This is a genomic window from Roseovarius sp. D0-M9, assembly GCF_037083805.1.
Classification (GTDB): Bacteria; Pseudomonadota; Alphaproteobacteria; order Rhodobacterales; family Rhodobacteraceae; genus Roseovarius.
In genome coordinates, this window is record NZ_JBAPKZ010000006.1 from 92,160 (window position 1) to 110,445 (window position 18,286).

At 63.1% G+C, this 18,286-nt stretch carries 17 protein-coding genes; 13 read left to right on the forward strand and 4 right to left on the reverse strand.

What is annotated here, in order from left to right:
- Positions 1–15: 15 nt before the first annotated feature.
- Positions 16–978: a phosphate/phosphite/phosphonate ABC transporter substrate-binding protein gene (locus V8352_RS06210; protein ID WP_336423402.1), complete on the reverse strand. Its 963-nt coding sequence runs from the start codon at positions 976–978 to the stop codon at positions 16–18.
- 183 nt (positions 979–1,161) lie between these two features.
- On the opposite strand from V8352_RS06210, the gene V8352_RS06215 reads away from it, so the two are divergent.
- The 13 genes from V8352_RS06215 (at position 1,162) to V8352_RS06275 (ending at position 15,384) form a co-directional block, all read left to right on the forward strand.
- A complete protein-coding gene (locus tag V8352_RS06215) occupies positions 1,162–1,947 on the forward strand; it encodes an HAD-IIA family hydrolase (protein ID WP_336423403.1) in 786 nt (261 codons plus the stop codon).
- Between the two features lie 89 nt (positions 1,948–2,036).
- Positions 2,037–2,936, forward strand: a complete 900-nt coding sequence (locus V8352_RS06220; RefSeq protein WP_336423404.1) for a MurR/RpiR family transcriptional regulator — start codon at positions 2,037–2,039, stop codon at positions 2,934–2,936.
- A gap of 293 nt (positions 2,937–3,229) precedes the next feature.
- A complete protein-coding gene (locus V8352_RS06225) occupies positions 3,230–4,240 on the forward strand; it encodes a GlxA family transcriptional regulator (RefSeq protein ID WP_336423405.1) in 1,011 nt (336 codons plus the stop codon).
- Positions 4,241–4,359: 119 nt separating this feature from the next.
- The gene (locus tag V8352_RS06230; protein WP_336423406.1) at positions 4,360–5,010 is read left to right on the forward strand and encodes an ABC transporter permease; all 651 of its coding nucleotides are present in this window, start codon (positions 4,360–4,362) and stop codon (positions 5,008–5,010) included.
- A 19-nt stretch (positions 5,011–5,029) separates the two neighbouring features.
- Positions 5,030–6,166 carry an ABC transporter ATP-binding protein gene (locus tag V8352_RS06235; protein WP_336423407.1) on the forward strand — a complete coding sequence of 379 codons (1,137 nt, stop codon included), beginning with the start codon at positions 5,030–5,032 and terminating at the stop codon, positions 6,164–6,166.
- A 9-nt stretch (positions 6,167–6,175) separates the two neighbouring features.
- A complete protein-coding gene (locus tag V8352_RS06240; protein ID WP_336423408.1) occupies positions 6,176–6,904 on the forward strand; it encodes an ABC transporter permease in 729 nt (242 codons plus the stop codon).
- A gap of 62 nt (positions 6,905–6,966) precedes the next feature.
- The gene (locus V8352_RS06245; protein ID WP_336423409.1) at positions 6,967–7,848 is read left to right on the forward strand and encodes a glycine betaine ABC transporter substrate-binding protein; all 882 of its coding nucleotides are present in this window, start codon (positions 6,967–6,969) and stop codon (positions 7,846–7,848) included.
- Between the two features lie 64 nt (positions 7,849–7,912).
- Positions 7,913–8,812: a nitrilase-related carbon-nitrogen hydrolase gene (locus V8352_RS06250; protein WP_336423410.1), complete on the forward strand. Its 900-nt coding sequence runs from the start codon at positions 7,913–7,915 to the stop codon at positions 8,810–8,812.
- Positions 8,805–9,995 carry an acyl-CoA dehydrogenase family protein gene (locus V8352_RS06255; protein WP_336423411.1) on the forward strand — a complete coding sequence of 397 codons (1,191 nt, stop codon included), beginning with the start codon at positions 8,805–8,807 and terminating at the stop codon, positions 9,993–9,995. The genes V8352_RS06250 and V8352_RS06255 overlap by 8 nt, the downstream gene beginning before the upstream one ends.
- A 15-nt stretch (positions 9,996–10,010) precedes the next feature.
- Complete coding sequence (locus V8352_RS06260) at positions 10,011–11,570, forward strand: class I adenylate-forming enzyme family protein (protein ID WP_336423412.1); 1,560 nt, start codon at positions 10,011–10,013, stop codon at positions 11,568–11,570.
- Between the two features lie 32 nt (positions 11,571–11,602).
- On the forward strand, positions 11,603–12,403 hold the full coding sequence (locus V8352_RS06265; RefSeq protein WP_336423413.1) for a crotonase/enoyl-CoA hydratase family protein: 801 nt from the start codon (positions 11,603–11,605) through the stop codon (positions 12,401–12,403).
- 52 nt (positions 12,404–12,455) lie between these two features.
- The gene (locus tag V8352_RS06270) at positions 12,456–13,850 is read left to right on the forward strand and encodes an MmgE/PrpD family protein (protein WP_336423414.1); all 1,395 of its coding nucleotides are present in this window, start codon (positions 12,456–12,458) and stop codon (positions 13,848–13,850) included.
- Positions 13,840–15,384, forward strand: coding sequence for a trimethylamine methyltransferase family protein (locus V8352_RS06275; RefSeq protein ID WP_336423415.1), 1,545 nt, complete (start codon positions 13,840–13,842; stop codon positions 15,382–15,384). Before V8352_RS06270 ends, V8352_RS06275 begins: the two co-directional genes overlap by 11 nt.
- A 7-nt stretch (positions 15,385–15,391) precedes the next feature.
- Here V8352_RS06275 and choV read toward each other — a convergent pair whose 3' ends face one another.
- The 3 genes from choV to V8352_RS06290 all read right to left on the reverse strand — a co-directional run bounded on the left by choV (position 15,392) and on the right by V8352_RS06290 (position 18,262).
- Entirely contained in the window at positions 15,392–16,411 is a 1,020-nt protein-coding gene (gene choV / locus V8352_RS06280; RefSeq protein WP_336423416.1) for a choline ABC transporter ATP-binding protein, read from the reverse strand.
- Between the two features lie 8 nt (positions 16,412–16,419).
- Complete coding sequence (gene choW, locus V8352_RS06285) at positions 16,420–17,253, reverse strand: choline ABC transporter permease subunit (RefSeq protein WP_336423417.1); 834 nt, start codon at positions 17,251–17,253, stop codon at positions 16,420–16,422.
- An 85-nt stretch (positions 17,254–17,338) separates the two neighbouring features.
- Entirely contained in the window at positions 17,339–18,262 is a 924-nt protein-coding gene (locus tag V8352_RS06290) for a choline ABC transporter substrate-binding protein (protein ID WP_336423418.1), read from the reverse strand.
- Between the last annotated feature and the right edge of the window lie 24 nt (positions 18,263–18,286).

The following is an 18,286-nucleotide window of genomic DNA, read 5'->3' on the forward strand; positions in this document are numbered from 1 at the left end:
GGACCAGCGGCGTTGTTACGAGCGCAGCACACCCAGATCGCGGCCCATCTGCTCCAGCACGGCATATGGCTCGTGCGTGGTCGGCTCAAAGCCCGTGTAGGGCCAGGGCAAAAGGGCGCGGGTTTCCTCGTCCAGCGTGGCGAATGCGTCCTGAAGGGCGCTGGCCATCTCTGCGTCCATTCCGGCGCGGACAGCGACGACCTCGTTTGGCAGCGGATCCGATTCCCAAACCACCCGGTTCGCGTCAGCCTCGATTGTGCCGTTGCGGATCATGGTGTTGCGATGCGTGTCCCAGCCAGTCGCCAGATCGACCTGGCCGTTGACTGTGGCCATCTGCGCCGCCGCGGCCGAGGCACCCTCGGCATATCGACCAAAGAAGTTCTGCGCTTCGATGCCTTGGTCGCGTAACCAGTGCGTCGGCACCAGCCAACCCGAGGTGGAGCCAGTATCCAGCATCTGCATGGACATGCCGCGCGCATCCTCAGGAAAGCTGTCAAGCTCCAGATCCGGGCGCGCCACGATGATCGCGCGGTAGATCGGCTTGCCCTCCACCAGCATCACGTTGATGGGTTTCGCCTCGCCCCGCGCCGCGGCCAGCACATAACCCCAAGGCCCCATTTGCGCGACGTCGATCTGTTCATTCGCCAGCGCCGTCGCGATTCCGGCCCAGTCATTGGCCACGTCGAGGCGCAACTCGGCCCCGGCGGCTGCGGCGATGCGCTGATAAATCGGCTCCCAGACGCGATAGGTGTCTTCCTGCGTAGGTTGCTGGGGCCCAAGACCCACGCGCAGCGTCCCTGCGCCCTGCGCACGCACGATGGCGGGGGCGGCCAGAGCGACCAGGGACGACGCCCCGGCCACATGCAGAAGCTTGCGACGGGTGAGATGCCCGATCTTTTCCATGTTCTTCATCTTTCCACTCTCCATGTCGTGGGCGCAGCGGGGCATTGGGCCATGCGCGCCAAGTTTCCCGGTCATGTCCGGTCATCTACATGCCCCTCGGACGGTAAAGCCGAGGCGCACCCTGACCGCAGACGAACTTTACCGCCGACTTGCGACACTAATATGAAATAATCTCATTTTTTATGTTCTAATTATTGAGCTTTCCACACTGCGTGGCTAGCATCCGTCAAATCGACGCATCTGGGTGTATCCATGGCCATGACAAAGACAGAAGGCGAGCTCGATGATCGTGTTGGCGCAGTCGCAGGAATCATCTTCGATCTTGATGGGACGCTGCTTAGGGGCCATCAGCCAATGCCGGGAGCGATATCACTCCTCCTCGCCCTTGAACGCCCATATGTGATCGCATCCAACAACTCGTCCGACACCGCCGCAGGTCTGGCCGCGTCATTGCGCAGGGTTGGGCTTTGCGTTTGCCCAGACCGCCTCATTCTTGCCGGCGAGATCGCACTCGAAGAGGTCGCCTGCCGGTTCGACGGGGCTGACGTGATGCTGATCGCCGCAGCGCCTCTGCATGACAGGGCGCGGGCCATTGGCATCCGCACCGTCACGCAAGGGGGCGACGTGGTGCTGGTGTGCCGGGATGAGAGGTTCGACTATGCAGCGCTTGCGGCTGCGGCAAACAGCCTGCAGCGCGGCGCACATCTCATGGCAGCCAATCCTGACCGCAGCCATCCCGGACATGCTGGCGCCGCCATCCCCGAAACGGGTAGCCTGCTGGCAGCGGTCATGGCCGCATCTGGCCGGACCGAGGCCGAGATCATCGGCAAACCGCAGCCCCTGATGCTGCGCCGCGCATTGGCGCGGCTGGGCGTGGAGGCGGGCGAGGCCCTGCTTGTGGGCGACAATCAGGACACCGATGGCGCAGGGGCGCAGCGGCTGGGAATTGCGTTTCACCAGGTGGACGGGAGCAGGCGCGCGCCCCTTGGTGCGCTGGACGTGCTCAAGTCCTTGCCGCCCGGCCATGCGCGGGCAGCCGAATGAGCGCCCGGCCCGCGTGCCAAGATGTTTGACAAAGCCTGCCCAATGCACTTGGTCATGGGTGCGGAACAACGCGTCAAGGCAGGCCCGACATGACCAAACGTCCCAGCAAGCCCCAAACCCGGCCCCGGCAGGAGGACACGCCCAGTTTCCGTGGGGTCATCGGCCGGCTGCAATCCCTGGCGCCCACTCTGCCGCCCGCGGCCCGGCGCGTGGCCGATGTCATCCTGGCCGAGCCCAACCGCATCATCGAGATGTCCATCACCGAGCTTGCCGAAAGCGCGGCCGTCAGCGAGGGCAGTGTCGTGTCGCTCTGTCGGCAAGTGGGGGCGCGGGGATTTCAACAGCTCAAGATCGTGCTCGCCCGCGAGCTCGTGTCGGATGTCCAGTTCATACACGAAGATCTTGACCCCGGCGACGATACCGCCCGCGTGATCGCCAAGATTTTTCAAAGCAACGTCGATTGCATTCAGGCCACCCAGAAGAGCCTCGATCTGGGCGCAATGGAACAGGCAGCCGCCGCAATTCGCACCGCGAGCCGGGTCGAGATTTACGGAATCGGAAGCGCCACACCCATCGCGCTCGACGCCCAGTATCGGCTCCTGCGGATCGGCATCAATGCGACTGCGCAGGTGGACAGCCACGTGCAAGCGATCAGCGCTGCGCGCACCGGACCTGACGTGGCCGTCATCGCGATTTCGCACAGCGGCAGCACGATCGAAACAATCGATGCCACGCGGCTGGCCCGTGAGGCCGGTGCAACGACGATCGTGATCACCAGTGCGATGCGCTCGCCCATCACGCGCTTTACCGACATCGTGCTGAACACGGTCGCTCGCGAAACGCGATTTCGCACCGAGGCGATGACCAGCAGGATCGCACAGCTTGCCATTGTGGACGGGCTGATCTCGCTCGTGGCGATGGCCGACCAGGACCGCGCAACCCGGACGCTCCAGCATACCTTCGATGTACTTTCGATAAAGCGCATCTGATGACTTTCGACGACGAAGTGGCTCTGATCAGGATTTGTGGCCTGCGGCCAGGTATCGTGCTGCGCAGCCCCCGGCATGCAGCAATCAGCGGAAATCGTTCGACCACGCATTGATCATGGGCAAGACGTGATTTCAGGTCGTAACCCTGTATGATCGCGAAACGTCGGCCTGTGTTCGGCTTTGATCGCGGGATGGTGACGGACAGGTTTTCGAGCCTCTCCGGACACGCCCTGCCTCCAAGGTATCTTCGGCCGGACCAAGAAACCGAGCATCGGACGAAAGGAATGAGCGAAGTGTCATCACCGAAGCCCAAGACGCTTGGTCAACCCGATCCCGTCCAAAAGCCCTTGAAGGTTTCATACATCCTCGTGCCGGGCTACTCGATGCTCGCGCTCAGTTCTGCCATCGAGCCGCTGCGATCGGTCAATCGCCTGCTGGGCCGCACATGCTATGAATGGACCATTGCTGCGGCGCAAAAAGGGCCGGTGTCGGCCAGCAACGGTCTTGACGTGCAGGCGGCCTTCGACCTCGGGGATGCACCCCATGCCGATCTGACCATTGTCGTGGCCAGCCTCGGGCTCGACGGCTATCGCAACAAGGCGCTCGAGCGTCATCTGCGCAACCTGCGCGGTCACGGGCGAATGGTGGGCGCGATCAGCAATGCGACCTTGCTGCTGGCGCAGGCCGGAGTGGTCGGCGCGCGCTGCGTCACCATCCACTGGGAATCAATCGAAGGGCTGGTGATGCAGTTTCCCGACCTCAAGGTCTGCGGCGACATCTACCGGATCGAGGACGGGCTGCTGACGGCGGCGGGCGGCACCGCGTCGATGGACATGATGCTGGACCTGATCGGGCGCCGCGAAGGCTGGACCGCGGCCTCGCAAGTCTCCGAGCAGTTTCTGCACGGCCCCCTGCGCCCGGCCAGCGAGGCCCAGCGCAGCGGGCTCAAATGGCGCTATCGACTGACCGACCCACGCCTTGAGACGGCGATCCGGCGGATGGAGGACAACCTGTCCAAACCGCTCAGGATTGCTCAATTGGCCAGCGAGGTAGATCTGTCGGAGCGCCAATTCGAGCGCCTGTTTCACAAGGCACTGCTGAAATCGCCGTCGCAGTTCTACATGGAACTGCGCCTGACGACGGCCTATCGCCTTCTGGTGACAACGACCAGCAGCCTCGAAGAAGTCGCAGAATCGACCGGCTTTTCCAGCCAGAGCCACTTCGGCCGCAGCTTCAAGCGCTGGTGCGGGCGATCGCCGCTGGCGGTGCGGGTCGCATCAAACTCCGGCATGGCGGCGGTTTGATGCAAAAATATGACGGAATTATGTAAAAGAGTCTCGCTCCTCGCCGTATATGCTTCTGCGATGCGCTGCCGGGGTCATGGCAGCGGTCACGTTTTCGTATGCGGCAGGAGGAGAGCGGCGTGGAAACGATCCAGTTCATGTATCAGAACTTCGGGGTCATCATCAGCCTCGGCGTCGAGCATATTTCGATCGTCGCCGTCGCTGTCGGCCTTGCGATACTGACGGGCGTTCCCATCGGGATCGCCATCACGCAAAACCGCAAGGCTGCGGATACCGTGCTCTACATTGCGTCGATCATCGTCACGGTGCCGTCCATCGCGCTCTTTGGCCTGATGATCCCCATCCTGTCGATGATCGGCCAAGGGATCGGCTGGCTCCCGGCAGTGATCGCCATCTTGCTCTACTCGCAACTGCCCATCATCCGAAACACATACACGGCCATCACCAATGTTGATCCGGCCTTGCGCGAATCCGCGCGGGGCATGGGAATGACCAAGATGCAGCGGCTTAGCCAGGTCGAGATCCCGCTGGCCATTCCGGTCATCATGGCGGGGGTGCGCACGGCGGTGGTGATGAATATCGGCGTCGCGGCGATTGCCGCCTACATCGGCGCGGGCGGGCTTGGCGTGCTGATCTCGCGCGGTATCAGCCAATCCGATCCGAGGCAGCTGATCGCGGGGGCCATCGCCGTCTCGGTCCTCGCCATCATCGCCGATTACGCCCTTCTCTTTTTGCAAAAGCGCCTGACGCCGTCCGGCCTCACCCGGTAACGCTACGGAGTATACGACCATGATCCGACTCGAAAAACTGACCAAGATCTTCGACACGCCCAACGGGCAGGTCGTTGCCGCACGTGATGTCGACATGGAAGTGCCCCAAGGCGAGATCTGCGTCCTGCTGGGGCCGTCGGGATGCGGCAAGACGACGGCGCTCAAGATGATCAACCGCCTCGTCGCGCCGACATCGGGCAAGATCTACATCAATGGCGAGGACACCTCGAAGCTGAACGATGTCGAGCTGCGGCGCTCGATCGGCTACGTCATCCAGCAGATCGGCCTTTTTCCCAACATGACGATCGAGGAAAACATCTGCGTCGTGCCCAAGTTGCTCGGCTGGAAGAGCGACAAGGCCAAGAACCGCGCCCGCGAACTGCTGGATCTCGTCGGGCTGGATGCGAACCTCTTTCTCAAGCGGTTCCCCAAGGAGCTGTCGGGCGGCCAACAGCAGCGCGTGGGCGTGATCCGCGCGCTTGCCGCCGATCCGCCCGTGATGCTGATGGACGAGCCCTTCGGTGCCATCGACCCGATCAACCGCGAGATCATTCAGGACGAATTCCTGAAGATGCAGGCCGAGATCAAGAAGACGATCATGTTCGTCAGCCATGACATCGACGAGGCCGTCAAGATGGGTAACAAGATCGCCATCTTCAAGGAAGGCATCATCGAGCAATACGACAGCCCAGACACCGTGCTGGCCCATCCCAAGAACGCCTTCGTGGCCGATTTCGTTGGCGCCGACCGCACGCTCAAGCGGTTGCGTCTGGTGACGGTCGAAGAAGTGGCCGATCCGAATGCACCGACGGTATCGGGCCATGCCAAGGCCAAGGACGCGCTGTCTGCCGTCCAGAATAGCACGGTCAACGTCGCAGTCGTGATCGACGGCGACCACAAGCCGGTCGGATACGTGACCGCCGAGATGCTGGAGGGTGCACGCGGCAACGTGCGCGACCTGGCGCGGCCCCTGCCCGCGATCGTGCCGTTCCGCGCCGACCTGCGGGCCGTCGTCTCGGAGATGTTCGCACATGACATCATGTGGCTGGCGACCGTCGATGACAATGGCCGGTTCGTCGGCGTCGTCACGCAGCCCGCCGTCACCGGCGCACTGGGCGAGACCTATCGCCGCAATGTCGCCCGAGCCATTGGATAGGGGGCCGAGATGAACAAACCGACACTTACATCGCGCACCACCATGATCTGGCCCTGGGTCCTGATCGCCCTTGGCATCCTCATTGGGTCCTCGGGAATTATCGGGCAGATCGCCTATTACTGGGATGACATCGTCTACCTGACCGAGCAGCACGTGATCCTGGTGTTGGCCTCGGGCGGCGCCGCCATCTGCGTGGGTCTGCCTGTCGGGATATTGCTCTCGCGGCCTTCGATGGCGCGGGCGGCCGAGACCATCATGCAGGTGTTCAACATCGGCACCACCATCCCGACACTGGCGGTCATTGCCCTGTCGATGACGCTTCTCGGCATCGGATTTGCGCCGGCCTTCTTCGGGCTCTTCGTTGCCTCGCTTCTGCCGATCGTGCGCAATACCTATGCCGGCCTCTTGGCAGTGCCGACGCATCTCAAGGAGGCGGCCTACGGGATGGGCATGACGCCCATGCAGATCCTCTTTCGGATCGAGCTGCCCAACGCGCTCTTCGTGATCTTCTCGGGCATCCGCACAGCGCTGGCGATCAATGTCGGCACCACGCCGCTGGCCTTTCTGATCGGCGGCGGCGGTCTGGGCGAGCTCATTTTCACCGGCATCGACCTGATGGACACCGGGATGCTGCTGGCGGGTGCGATCCCGACCGCAGCCCTGGCGGTCCTCGTCGATTCCCTCGTCGGCCAGGCCCAGTTCTGGCTGATCCCCAGAGGCGTCAACCCGCTGCGCTGAGACAAGGCGCATCCACCGACTTCACCACACTCACTCTCACAACCACAGGAAGGAAAAAACAAATGTTCTCGAATTTCGCGAAATCCCTCTTTGCCGGCGCCGTCATGCTGGCGGGCGCGGCACAAGCCAACGAAATCGTTGTCGGCGGCAAGAACTTCACCGAGCAGCAATTGCTGTCCTCGATGACCGCGCAGCTACTCGAGGCCAACGGCTTTGATGTCGACAACCGCGGCGGAATGGGCTCGGCAGCCGTGCGCCAGGCGATGGAAAACGGCCAGATCGATGTCTACTGGGAATACACCGGCACATCGCTGATCACCTACAACAAGGTCGAAGAGAAGCTGAACGCCGCCGACACCTACGACCGGGTCAAGCAGCTGGACGCCGAGAAAGGCATTGTCTGGCTCGACGCGTCGGACGCCAACAACACCTACGCCCTCGCCATGCGCAAGGCGCAGGCCGAAGAGCTGGGTATCGAGACACTTTCCGACTTCGCCGCGCGTGTGAACAGTGAGAACGATCTGACGCTGGCCTCGAACGCAGAATGGTATGCCCGCCCCGACGGCCTCAAGCCCCTACAGGCGGAATACGGCTTCGAGCTGAGCCGTGATCAGGTCAAGCGCATGGACTCGGGCCTGGTCTACGAGGCACTCAAGAACGGCGATGTCGATGTCGGGCTGGTTTTCGCAACCGATGGCCGCATCCCGGCCTTCGATTTCGTCACGCTGACGGATGACAAGGGATATTTCCCCGCCTACGCGCTGGCCCCCGTTGTCCGCGACGAGATCCTCGAGGCGCATCCCGAGGTGGGCGAGCTGCTCAACACGCTGTCGGCCAAGCTGGACGACGCCACGATGGCACGCCTGAATGCGCGCGTCGACGTGGAGCGTGTGTCGATCGAAAACGTCGCCGCCGATTTCCTCGGCGAAGCCGGAATGATGTAAACGCCAAGGCGCCGGGGCACTCTTTGGCAGTGCCCCGGCCACCACGGGACCGGGAAGCAAACACGTGCCACATATCCTCAAGACCGGCGTTGCCCAGTGCAGCAGCGTCATCGGCGACCTCGATGCCAATCTGGCCAGCCATCTGGACTGGATCGCCCAAGGCAAGACTGCGGGCCTGGACCTTCTGGTCATGCCCGAGCTGTCCTTGACCGGCCATCACGGCTGCGAGACCTTGCTCGACATTGCCATGCCGCGCACCGACCCCCGTCTGGGTCGGCTGGCCGAGGCAGCGGGTGACATGACCGTGATCGTCGGGTTCATCGAGGAAGGCCCTGCCGCCCAATTCTACAACAGCGCCGCGATCCTCAAGAACGGCGCACTGAGATTTCTGCACCGCAAGGTCAATCTGCCCAGCTATGGCAATCTGGAAGAGGCCAAGCACTATGCCGCCGGGCGTTTCGTGGATGTCTTTGGCCTTGATGCGCGCTGGAATGCCGGCTTGCTGATCTGCGCCGATCTGTGGAACCCGGCGCTTGTGCATCTGGCGTTCCTGCACGGCGCAACCTGCCTGATCTGCCCGGTGAGTTCCGGGGTCGAGGCCGTCGGCGTGGATTTCGACAACCCCGGCGGATGGGCCCTGACGATGCGGTTTTACTCCATGATGTATGGCGCGCCTTCGATCATGGCCAATCGCACCGGCACCGAGCGCGGCCTCACCTTCTGGGGCGGCTCGCGGATCGTCGATGCCTTCGGGCGCGAATTGGCCGTCGCCGGCAGCGCCGAAGAGTTGATCACCGCCGAGGTCGATTTCGATCAGGTGCGCCGCGCACGCTACCTGCTGCCCACAGTACGCGACAGCAACATCAGCCTGGTGCACCGCGAAACGACACGCCTGCTCGAAACATTGGGCGTGCCCGACCTGATACGCGCCTCAGACGGAAAACAGGATACCCCGAATGCGTGATTTTTTCATGACCGACGAAGACCGTGCGTTTCGCGCCGAGATCCGCGACTTCCTCGCGCGCGAGCTGGCGCCCGTGGCGCCACTGATCGAGCGTGACCAGGATTGGGAGGCGGTCAAGCGCGTGGTGCGCGCGCTTGGCGAGGCGGGCTACATGAAACTCATGTTCCCTGACCTCTATTCAGGCTCATTGTCCAAGCCGGGGCTAACCCACGCCACCATCCTGTCCGAAGAGGCCGCCTATCTGAACTACGCGTTCGAGACGACCATAGCGACCGCGCTGTCCTGCGCCTTTCCGCTGCATGCCTACGCCCGCGCGCCGATACGCGAGCGCTATCTGACGCCGATCCTCGAAGGCCACGCCATCGGCTCGATCTGCATGACCGAGCCCAATGTCGGCTCGGACAGTGCGGGCATGGAAACGCGCGTGCGCTTTGACGCCGCGACGCGCGAATGGGTGATCGACGGGTTCAAGCGCTATATCTCGAACGCGACAAAATCGGACGTCTACATCGTCTGGGGCATCTCGGACCCCGATGCGATCCCCCAAAAGGGCATGACCGCCATCGCCGTTCCGGCCACGACGCCCGGAATTTCATTCCCGCGCACCTATGATTTCATGGGCCGGCGTGGATGCGTCGTCGGCGAGGTCACGTTCGACAATGTTCGCGTGCCGGCAGACAACCTGCTGGGAGAAGAGAACCAAGGCTTTCGCATCATGCTGAGCGCGTTCAACTTCGAGCGTGTCATTCTGGGCGGATCGGGCCTCGGCGTCGCGCGCTCGGCCTTCGACATCGCCCGCGATCACGCCCAGAGCCGGATGTCCTTTGGCCAGAAACTGGGCCAGAAACAGCTGATCTGGGACATGATCGCGCAAATGAGCTGGCGCATCGACGCCGCCGAACTGCTGACCACCCGCGCCGCCAAGATGTACGATTCCGGCCTCGACGGCAAAGAGCTGATGCGCGAGGCGGGCCAGTGCAAGCTGGTCGCCTCGGAAACGGCGGTGTTCTGCGCGGACCGAACGGTGCAGATCCTCGGCGGCGACGGCGTGACCCGCCAATATGGCCGCGCCGAGCAGATCTACCGCGATGCGCGCGCGCTTCCCATTGTCGGCGGCTCGTCGGAAATGGCGAAATACCTGATCGCGGCCCGCGAGATGCCTTCGATCAAACCGAACCTTTGACAGGACACACCCGGCATGCATATCGCCCGCATTCTAGAAGCCTCGGTTGAACGCTATCCCGATCACACCGCGCTGGTCTTTGGCGAGCGCCGCTGGACCTACGCGCAGTGGCACGGCCGCGTGCGCCGCTTTGCGCAGGCGCTGTCGGACATGGGCGTGCGTGCCGGAGACCGCGTCGCCTTTTACGTCTCGACCTCGGAAAATTCGGTCACCACCTATTTCGCCTGCCAGATCATCGGCGCAGTGGCCGTCCCGCTGAACTACCGGCTCAGCCCCGGCGAAGCGGCCTATATCATCAAGGACAGCGGTGTGCGCGTTCTGGTCTATGGCCGGCATCTGACCCAAAACGCGCTCAAGATCGAGGCCGAGGTCCGCTCGGTCCATGACTTCGTCAGCTGCTCGTATGATCTGGATGCGGTGCCCGAGGGGCATAGCCAGTTCGACATGCTGGCGGAAGAGACCGAGGACCGCGACCTTCTGCGCCCGATCCCGGCGGGCAGCGACGTGTCGGCCCTGGTCTATACCTCCGGCACGACAGGGCGGCCAAAGGGCGTGGTGCACACTCATGCCAACGACATCGCCATCGCGATGAACTGCGTGATGGAATACGGGCTGAACCACCGCGACACGGCCCTGCATATCGCGCCACTATATCACGTCGGCGGGATGCAGGCCTATTTCATGCCGCATCTGATGGTGGGCGGAACCAACGTAGTCATGGGGCGATACAACGCCCTCGAAACGCTGCAAACGATCGCATCGGAAAAGATCACGACGCTTTTTGCCGTGCCGACCCAGATTCAGGAACTGCTGCTGCACCCGGAGTTTCACGAGGTCGATACCAGCTCGCTCCGCCTCATCACGACCGGCGGCGCGGCCATCGCATCGGCGGTGATGGAACGCGTGGTGGCCGAGTTCTGCCCCAACATCTACAACGGCTATGGCATGACCGAGGCCTCGCTTGCACTGCTGCTGCATCCCGATGACGCGCTGCGCAAGCTCGGCTCCTGCGGCAAGCCGACATTGATTTCCGAGTGCCGGATCATCGACCGCAGCCCCGACGCGACCCCCGGCCAGATCGTGCCACCGGGCGAGATCGGCCAGCTCATCGTGCGCGGGCCACAGGCGATGACGGGCTATTGGAACAATCCCGTCGAGACGGCCAAGAAACTCAGGGCGGGATGGGTCTATTCGGGTGATCTCTTTTCGCGCGACGACGAAGGCTTTTACACCTTTCACGGGCGCGCCGACGACATGATCGTGTCGGGCGGCGAGAATATCTATCCGCGCGAAGTCGAAGAGCTGCTCTACAAGCATCCCGGCATACAGGAGGCTGCGGTGCTGGGCCTGCCGGACGAAAAATGGGGCCAGATCGTTGCGGCGTATATCGTGGCGACCGACAGCGCGTTGACCGCCGAAGACATAGACAGCTTTTGCAAGCAGAGCGACAATCTGGCGCCCTACAAACGCCCCAAGCGATACGTTTTCCTCGATCAATTGCCGACGAATCCCAGCGGCAAGGTGCTCAAGCGCGAGCTGCTGGCGCGCCATCAAACCGAATGCACCGCGCCATAGCGCTGCGCGTGGCCAAACAGCGGGAGTGACCGATGACCGACAAGCTTCTCTTCGATCAGCGTGACCATGTCGTCACCTTGACGTTCAACATGCCGGACACGCGCAACGCGCTGACCGACCGCGACCTGTGCGAGGCCATCGTCGATGCGATGCACCGCATCAATGCCGATCAGTCGGTGCGCTGCGCTATCGTCACCGGCGCAGGCAAGGCGTTCTCTTCGGGCGGCAACCTCAAGCATATGCAGGACAAGGTGTCGATCTTTGGCGGCGATGCCATCGCGGCCAAGGATGGGTATCGCACTGGGATCCAGCGCGTCGCCAAGGCGATGTGGGAATGCGAGGTGCCCCTGATCGCCGCAGTCAACGGCCCGGCCTATGGTGCGGGATGCGACACGACCTGCCTGTGCGACATCCGCATCGCCTCGACGAATGCCACATTCGCCGAGAATTTTGTGCGCGTGGGCCTGATTTCCGGGGACGGCGGCGCATGGCTTCTGCCACGGCAGATCGGGCTCAGCCGCGCGGCCGAGATGACCTTCACCGCCGAGCCTATCGACGCCGCGACCGCCCTCGACTGGGGGCTCGTGTCTCAGGTGGTCGCGCCTGAACAGCTGATGGAAGAGGCTCAGGCCCTTGCGGCCCGGATCGCCAAGAACCCGCCGCGCCAGCTGCGCATGGCCAAGCGGCTCTTGCGCGAGGGGCTGAACACGCGCCTCGATACCGTTCTGGAACTGGCCGCCGCCTATCAGGGCGCGTGCCACCAGACCGAGGACCACATGGAGGCCGTCGCTTCGCTTTTGGAAAAGCGCGACGCTGAGTTCACGGGACGATGATCGCGCCATTCCCCATGGGGCCCCTTTGGCGTGATGCCGGAAAGTGGCGCAGATGACAGCCATCGTCGACTTCCTGCATGAAACCCGGCATGCCGATCTACCCGAGAACGTGCGCCGCGCAGCGCGCCGGTGGCTCCTCGACCTGATCGGCGTGGCTGCGGGGGGCACCTGCACGGAGCTGTCGCGCATCATCCGCGACCATGCGGGCGCCCACTTCGGTGCCGGAACGAGGCAGGCGCGCATCCTCTTCGACGGCCGCGTCGCAAGCCCCGCAGGTGCCGCCCTTGCTGGCGCGATGAGCATCGACGCGCTTGACGGGCATGATGGGCACAAGCTGACGAAGGGGCATGTGGGATGCGGTGTCCTGCCTGCCCTTCTGGCGATATCCGAGGCAGAGAGTCAGACGCGGGGGGACGCGTTTCTTGCCTCGCTTGTGATCGGCTATGAGATTGGCACGCGGGCCGGGATCGCGCTGCACCGCACCGCCGCCGACTACCACACCTCCGGCGCCTGGATCGCGCTTGCCTGTGCGGCGCTTGGCGCGCGCGAGTTGAAACTGGGCGCGGACAGGACGCGGCATGCTATCGGTATTGCCGAATATCACGGCCCACGCAGCCAGATGATGCGCTGCATCGACCATCCGACCATGCTCAAGGACGGGTCGGGCTGGGGGGCGATGGCCGGGGTGTCAGCGGCCTATCTCGCGGCAGACGGTTTTACCGGCGCGCCCGCAATTACCGTCGAAAGTGACGACGTGGCCGACCTATGGGACGACCTTGGCACGAACTGGCGGATCTGCGAGCAGTATTTCAAGCCGTGGCCCATCTGCCGCTGGGCGCAGCCCGCCGTCCGGGCGATACTCGACCTGCGCCGCGCGCATGGGCTGATCTCGCAGGACGTGGAGCGGATCGAGATCACGACATTCCATGAATCGCGCCGCCTTGCCGTGCGGCGCCCCCAGACCACCGAGGAGGCGCAATACTCGACATCCTTCCCTGCGGCCGTCGCCATGGTGCGCGGCGCGATCGGCCCCCAAGAGGTGTCGGCTGAGGTTTTCGCCGATGCCGAGGTTCTGCGCCTTTCAACCGGGATGCACGTTACCGAGGCGCCAGAATACAACGCAGCATTTCCGGCCCGCCGCATCGCCCATGTGGCGCTCGTGTTAGGCGACGGCCGCAGGCTTGTCTCGCCGCCCACCGAGGCCACGGGCGATCCTGAATCGCCCGTCTCTGACCAGGACCTCGCCGCCAAGTTTCATGCCTGGTCCGCCCCCATTCTGGGCGGTGCCCGCGCCCTGGCGATAGAACGCGCGGTTGCCGCAATCGAAGAAACACCGATGACGCAGCTTTGCGACCTTGTCCTTGCACCGCTCGGCACCGCTGCCGCATTGGCAGATGCCTTGCCGCGCGGCACCAGCCCTGAAAGAGAGCCCGAATATGATCGCTAGAAAACGCCGACGGTCCGGCGCATCGCCGCGTGACCGCGAGGCCAGCGCAGGCCGCATTCCCCAGCTTTCTTGGCAGCAGCCCCGCAATCCCTATCCGGCGATGAAGATCCTGTCCGACGACCACGTCGAGGCAATCCATGACGCCTCCATGCGCGTGCTGGAGGAGTTGGGGATCGAGCTGATGAGTGCCGAGGCGCGGCAACTGTTCCGCGCGGCGGGGGCCGATGTCGACGAGGCGACCGGCGTCGTGCGTATCGACAGGAACTTGCTCGAGGCTTTGATCTCGACCGCGCCGTCCGAGTTTACCCTCACCTCCCGCAACGCGGCAAAGCGCCTGAGGTTCGGCGGCGATCACATGGCATTCGGCCTCGTCGCCGGGCCGCCGTCGGTGCATGATCGCATCAATGGGCGGCGCTCGGGCAATCTGGCCGATTTCCAGAATTTCACCCGGCTGGCGCATCATTTCAATGCGATCCACATCATCGGCAATCAGGTGTGTGCGCCGATGGAGCTGTCCGCGAACAGCCGTCACCTCGACACCTACAACGCCAACCTTACGCTGTCAGACCTTTGTTTTCATACCACTTCGATCGGCAAGGGCCGCGCGCTGGACGGCATCCGCATGATGGCGATCTCGCGGGGGATGACGCTGGAGCAGATGGCAGATGATCCGGGCGTGACAACCATCATCTCGGTCAACTCGCCCCGCCGGTTCGACGGCGAAATGGCCGAGGGCCTGATCGCCATGTCGCAACACGGGCAGGCGGTCGCGGTGACGCCCTTCACGCTGATGGGCGCGATGACGCCGGTGACACTGGCGGCGGGCCTGACCCAGCAGAACGCCGAGGCGCTTTTTGGGATCGCGATGACGCAGCTCGCGCGAAAGGGCGCACCGGTCTTCTACGGTTCCTACACGTCCAATGTCGACATGCGCTCGGGCGCGCCGGCCTTTGGCACTCCCGAAAACGCCAAGGCCAACATCGCCAGCGGCCAACTGGCGCGGCGCTATGGCATCCCCTACCGCGCATCGCCGACAAACGCGTCGAATGTGGCCGATGCGCAGGCCGCCTACGAGACCGAGATGGCCCTTTGGGCCTGCATGCTGGGTCATGCAAATCTGCATTACCACGCCGCTGGCTGGCTGGAAGGCGGGCTTTGCGCCTCCTTCGAGAAGCTGGTTCTGGATGTCGAGATGCTTCAGCACATGATCGCCTTTCTCGAACCGATCAAGGTCGATCCCGCCGAGCTGGCCTTCGAGGCCATGAGGGATGTGCCGACCGGCGGGCACTTTTTTGGCTCGCCGCACACGATGGCACGCTACGAGACGGCATTCTACCAGCCGATGGTGTCGAACTGGAGCAATCACGAGAATTGGGAAATCGCCGGGAGCAAGGATGCAACCGCTCGCGCAACCGAGATCTGGCAACGCGCGCTGGACGAGTACGAACAGCCGCCCATGGACCCCGCCATCCGGGAGGAGCTGGACGCCTATATTGCCCAGCGCAAGGAAGAGATCGGAACGGGTGAGCCGTGACCCGCCATCAATCGCTCTTCAGTTGCTCCACGATGCTCTTCGCCGTGACGGTCCCGATGGTCCGGCCGTCCTGTGTGATCGGAATGGCCTGATCGTGTTCACCTAGCCGCTGGATCAACTCGTTGACCGGCGTTTCGGCATCCGCTGCGGTGGCGCTGCTGTCGGTCACGGGCCCCATGACATCGCGTGCGGTCAGAACACCGAGCGGGTTCATATTGGCCACGAAGTCTGCCACGTAATCCGACGCGGGGTTCGAGAAGATCTCGCGCGGGGTTCCGCATTGGACGATGCGGCCCCCGTCCATGATCGCGATCCGTCCACCCAGCTTGAACGCTTCGTCGAGGTCATGGCTGACAAAGACGATCGTGCGTTTCAGCTCGCGTTGCAGATCCAGAAGCTCATCCTGAAGGCGCGTCCGGATCAAGGGGTCAAGCGCGGAGAACGGCTCGTCCATCAGCAGTATCGGCGCGTTGGTCGCAAAGGCGCGGGCAAGGCCCACACGTTGCTGCATGCCGCCCGACAATTCGCCCACCTTGCGGTCTGCCCAATCCGATAGCCCCACAAGGGCAAGCTGTCTGTCCGCCCGTTCCAGCCGTTCGCGTTTGGGCACATCGGCCAGTTCCAGCCCAAGGGCCACGTTGTCGCGCACCGTGCGCCACGGCAACAGCCCGAACTGCTGAAACACCATCGACACACATTCGCGCCGCACCCGGCGCAGCTCCGCCGCAGAGCTGGTGGCAATGTCGCAGGTCCAGTTGCCATCGTTGACGCGCACCGTGCCCCGCGCCATCGGGTTGAGGCCGTTCACGGCCCGCAGGAGGGTGGATTTGCCAGAGCCCGACAGCCCCATCAGCACGAGGATTTCACCCGACATGACATTGAGCGAACAGTCATGCACCCCAAGCACCTGCCCCGTCGCGGCCTCGATCTCGGACCGATCCTGCCCCGCATCCATGAGCGGCAGGGCCTGCTCCGGCCTTTCGCCGAAAACAATCGAGACATTGTCGAATTCGACGGCGTTTTTCATCTCGGCGCTCACTTGCGGACCACCCGCAGCATGCGGTCCAGCATGATGGCAACCACCACGATCACCAAGCCGGATTCAAAGCCAAGCCCGGTGTTCACCTGATTCAGCGCGCGCACGACCGGCACCCCCAGCCCGTCTGCCCCGACCAGCGCGGCGATCACCACCATGGACAGTGACAGCATGATCGTCTGGTTCAATCCGGTCATGATCTGCGGCAACGCATAGGGCAGCTCGATCTTCCACAGGGTCTGACTGGGTTTCGCGCCAAAGGCCTGCGCCGCCTCGAGCAGCGCCTTGGGGGTGGACGCGATGCCAAGCTGGGTCAACCGAATGGGCGCAGGCAGCACGAAAATCACCGTCGCGATCAGGCCCGGCACCATCCCGATGCCGAAAAAGACGATCGCCGGAATGAGATAAACGAACGTAGGCAGCGTCTGCATCAGATCCAGAACCGGAGCCACAAAGCTGTAGAGCTTGGGCCGGTGCGCCATCGCGATGCCGATGGGAACGCCGACGCCCATGCAAACCACGCAGGCCGACAGGACAAGCGTGAGGCTTTCCGTGGTTTCCTCCCAATAGTCCTGATTGAGGATGAACAAGAAGCCTACCGCGATCAGCGCGGCCGTTTTCCAGTTGCGCTGGATCAGCCATGTGACGGCTGCAAAGGCGGCGATGATGAAGAGCGGATGCGGCGTTTGCATCACCCACAGGATCACCTCGATCAACCACTCCATCGCGATGGACAGCCCGTCGAACACCCATCCCGCATTGATCAGCAGCCAATCGAACAACGCCTCCGCGGCATCGTCTATCGGGATCTTGTTGTCGGTGAGCCAGTTCATGCGAACCTCCGCGACGGAATGGGGGAAGTAAGATAGCAAAAAAGGGCCTGCACGGACGGCAGGCCCTTTTATCAGGTTTTCGGCATCATTCGAGGATGGTCTGCGCTGCGCTCATTGCGTCACCACCGTCCTTTGTGGTGACCCCTTCCAGCCACGTCTCAAGCGCGTCCGGGTTCGCCTTGATCCAGTTCGTTGCCGCCTCGGCAGGGTCTTCGCCATCATCGAGGATCGCGCCCATGATCTCGTTTTCCATGGCCAGCGTGAACTCAAGGTTGTTCAGCAGCGCGCCGACGTTGGGGCACTCTTCGACAAAGCCGGCCCGCGTGTTGGTGTAGACCGTGGCACCGCCAAGGTCAGGACCAAAGTAATCGTCACCGCCCTCAAGGTAGGTCAGATCGAAGTTCGCGTTCATCGGGTGCGGCTCCCAACCCAGAAACACGATCGGTTCGTCCCGGTTTGTCGCGCGGCTGACCTGCGCAAGCATCCCCTGCTCGGAGGATTCCTTGACGTCGAAATTTTCCAACTCGAACGCGTTTTCTTCGATCATCGACTGGATAAGGCGATTGCCATCATTGCCCGGCTCGATGCCATAGATCGTCTGATCCAATGCATCGGCGTTGGCTGCGATATCGGCAAATGTCGTGATCCCAAGATCGGCGGCCGGTTTGTTCACGGCCAGCGTGTATTTCGCGCCCGTCAGGTTGGCGCGCACGGTGTCGACGGTGCCGTCCTCGCGGTAGGGGGCGATGTCGGCCTCCATCGTGGGCATCCAGTTGCCCAGAAACACGTCGATATCACCGGCGGCCATCGACGTATAGGTGACGGGCACCGACAGGATCTTGATGTCGGTCTCGTATCCCAGCGCCTCCAGCACGACTGTCGTGGCAGCCGTGGTCGCGGTGATGTCTGTCCAGCCGACATCGGAGAATGTGATTTCTTCGCAGTCTGCAGCGGACACGCCTGAGGCAAGGCTCAGCGATAGGGCAGTCGTGGCGGCAAGAAATTTCATGGCAGGTTAGCTCCCGTTGTCGTT

What these genes read in the sequence shown, in the direction of transcription:
- choV (WP_336423416.1), bottom strand. Translation starts at nt 16,411, where the DNA reads ATGAAAAACGCCGTCGAATTCGACAATGTCTCGATTGTTTTCGGCGAA.
- V8352_RS06270 (WP_336423414.1), top strand. Translation starts at nt 12,456, where the DNA reads ATGACAGCCATCGTCGACTTCCTGCATGAAACCCGGCATGCCGATCTA.
- choW (WP_336423417.1), bottom strand. Translation starts at nt 17,253, where the DNA reads ATGAACTGGCTCACCGACAACAAGATCCCGATAGACGATGCCGCGGAG.
- V8352_RS06265 (WP_336423413.1), top strand. Translation starts at nt 11,603, where the DNA reads ATGACCGACAAGCTTCTCTTCGATCAGCGTGACCATGTCGTCACCTTG.
- V8352_RS06210 (WP_336423402.1), bottom strand. Translation starts at nt 978, where the DNA reads ATGACCGGGAAACTTGGCGCGCATGGCCCAATGCCCCGCTGCGCCCAC.
- V8352_RS06245 (WP_336423409.1), top strand. Translation starts at nt 6,967, where the DNA reads ATGTTCTCGAATTTCGCGAAATCCCTCTTTGCCGGCGCCGTCATGCTG.
- V8352_RS06220 (WP_336423404.1), top strand. Translation starts at nt 2,037, where the DNA reads ATGACCAAACGTCCCAGCAAGCCCCAAACCCGGCCCCGGCAGGAGGAC.
- V8352_RS06290 (WP_336423418.1), bottom strand. Translation starts at nt 18,262, where the DNA reads ATGAAATTTCTTGCCGCCACGACTGCCCTATCGCTGAGCCTTGCCTCA.
- V8352_RS06235 (WP_336423407.1), top strand. Translation starts at nt 5,030, where the DNA reads ATGATCCGACTCGAAAAACTGACCAAGATCTTCGACACGCCCAACGGG.
- V8352_RS06275 (WP_336423415.1), top strand. Translation starts at nt 13,840, where the DNA reads ATGATCGCTAGAAAACGCCGACGGTCCGGCGCATCGCCGCGTGACCGC.
- V8352_RS06260 (WP_336423412.1), top strand. Translation starts at nt 10,011, where the DNA reads ATGCATATCGCCCGCATTCTAGAAGCCTCGGTTGAACGCTATCCCGAT.
- V8352_RS06255 (WP_336423411.1), top strand. Translation starts at nt 8,805, where the DNA reads ATGCGTGATTTTTTCATGACCGACGAAGACCGTGCGTTTCGCGCCGAG.
- V8352_RS06240 (WP_336423408.1), top strand. Translation starts at nt 6,176, where the DNA reads ATGAACAAACCGACACTTACATCGCGCACCACCATGATCTGGCCCTGG.
- V8352_RS06215 (WP_336423403.1), top strand. Translation starts at nt 1,162, where the DNA reads ATGACAAAGACAGAAGGCGAGCTCGATGATCGTGTTGGCGCAGTCGCA.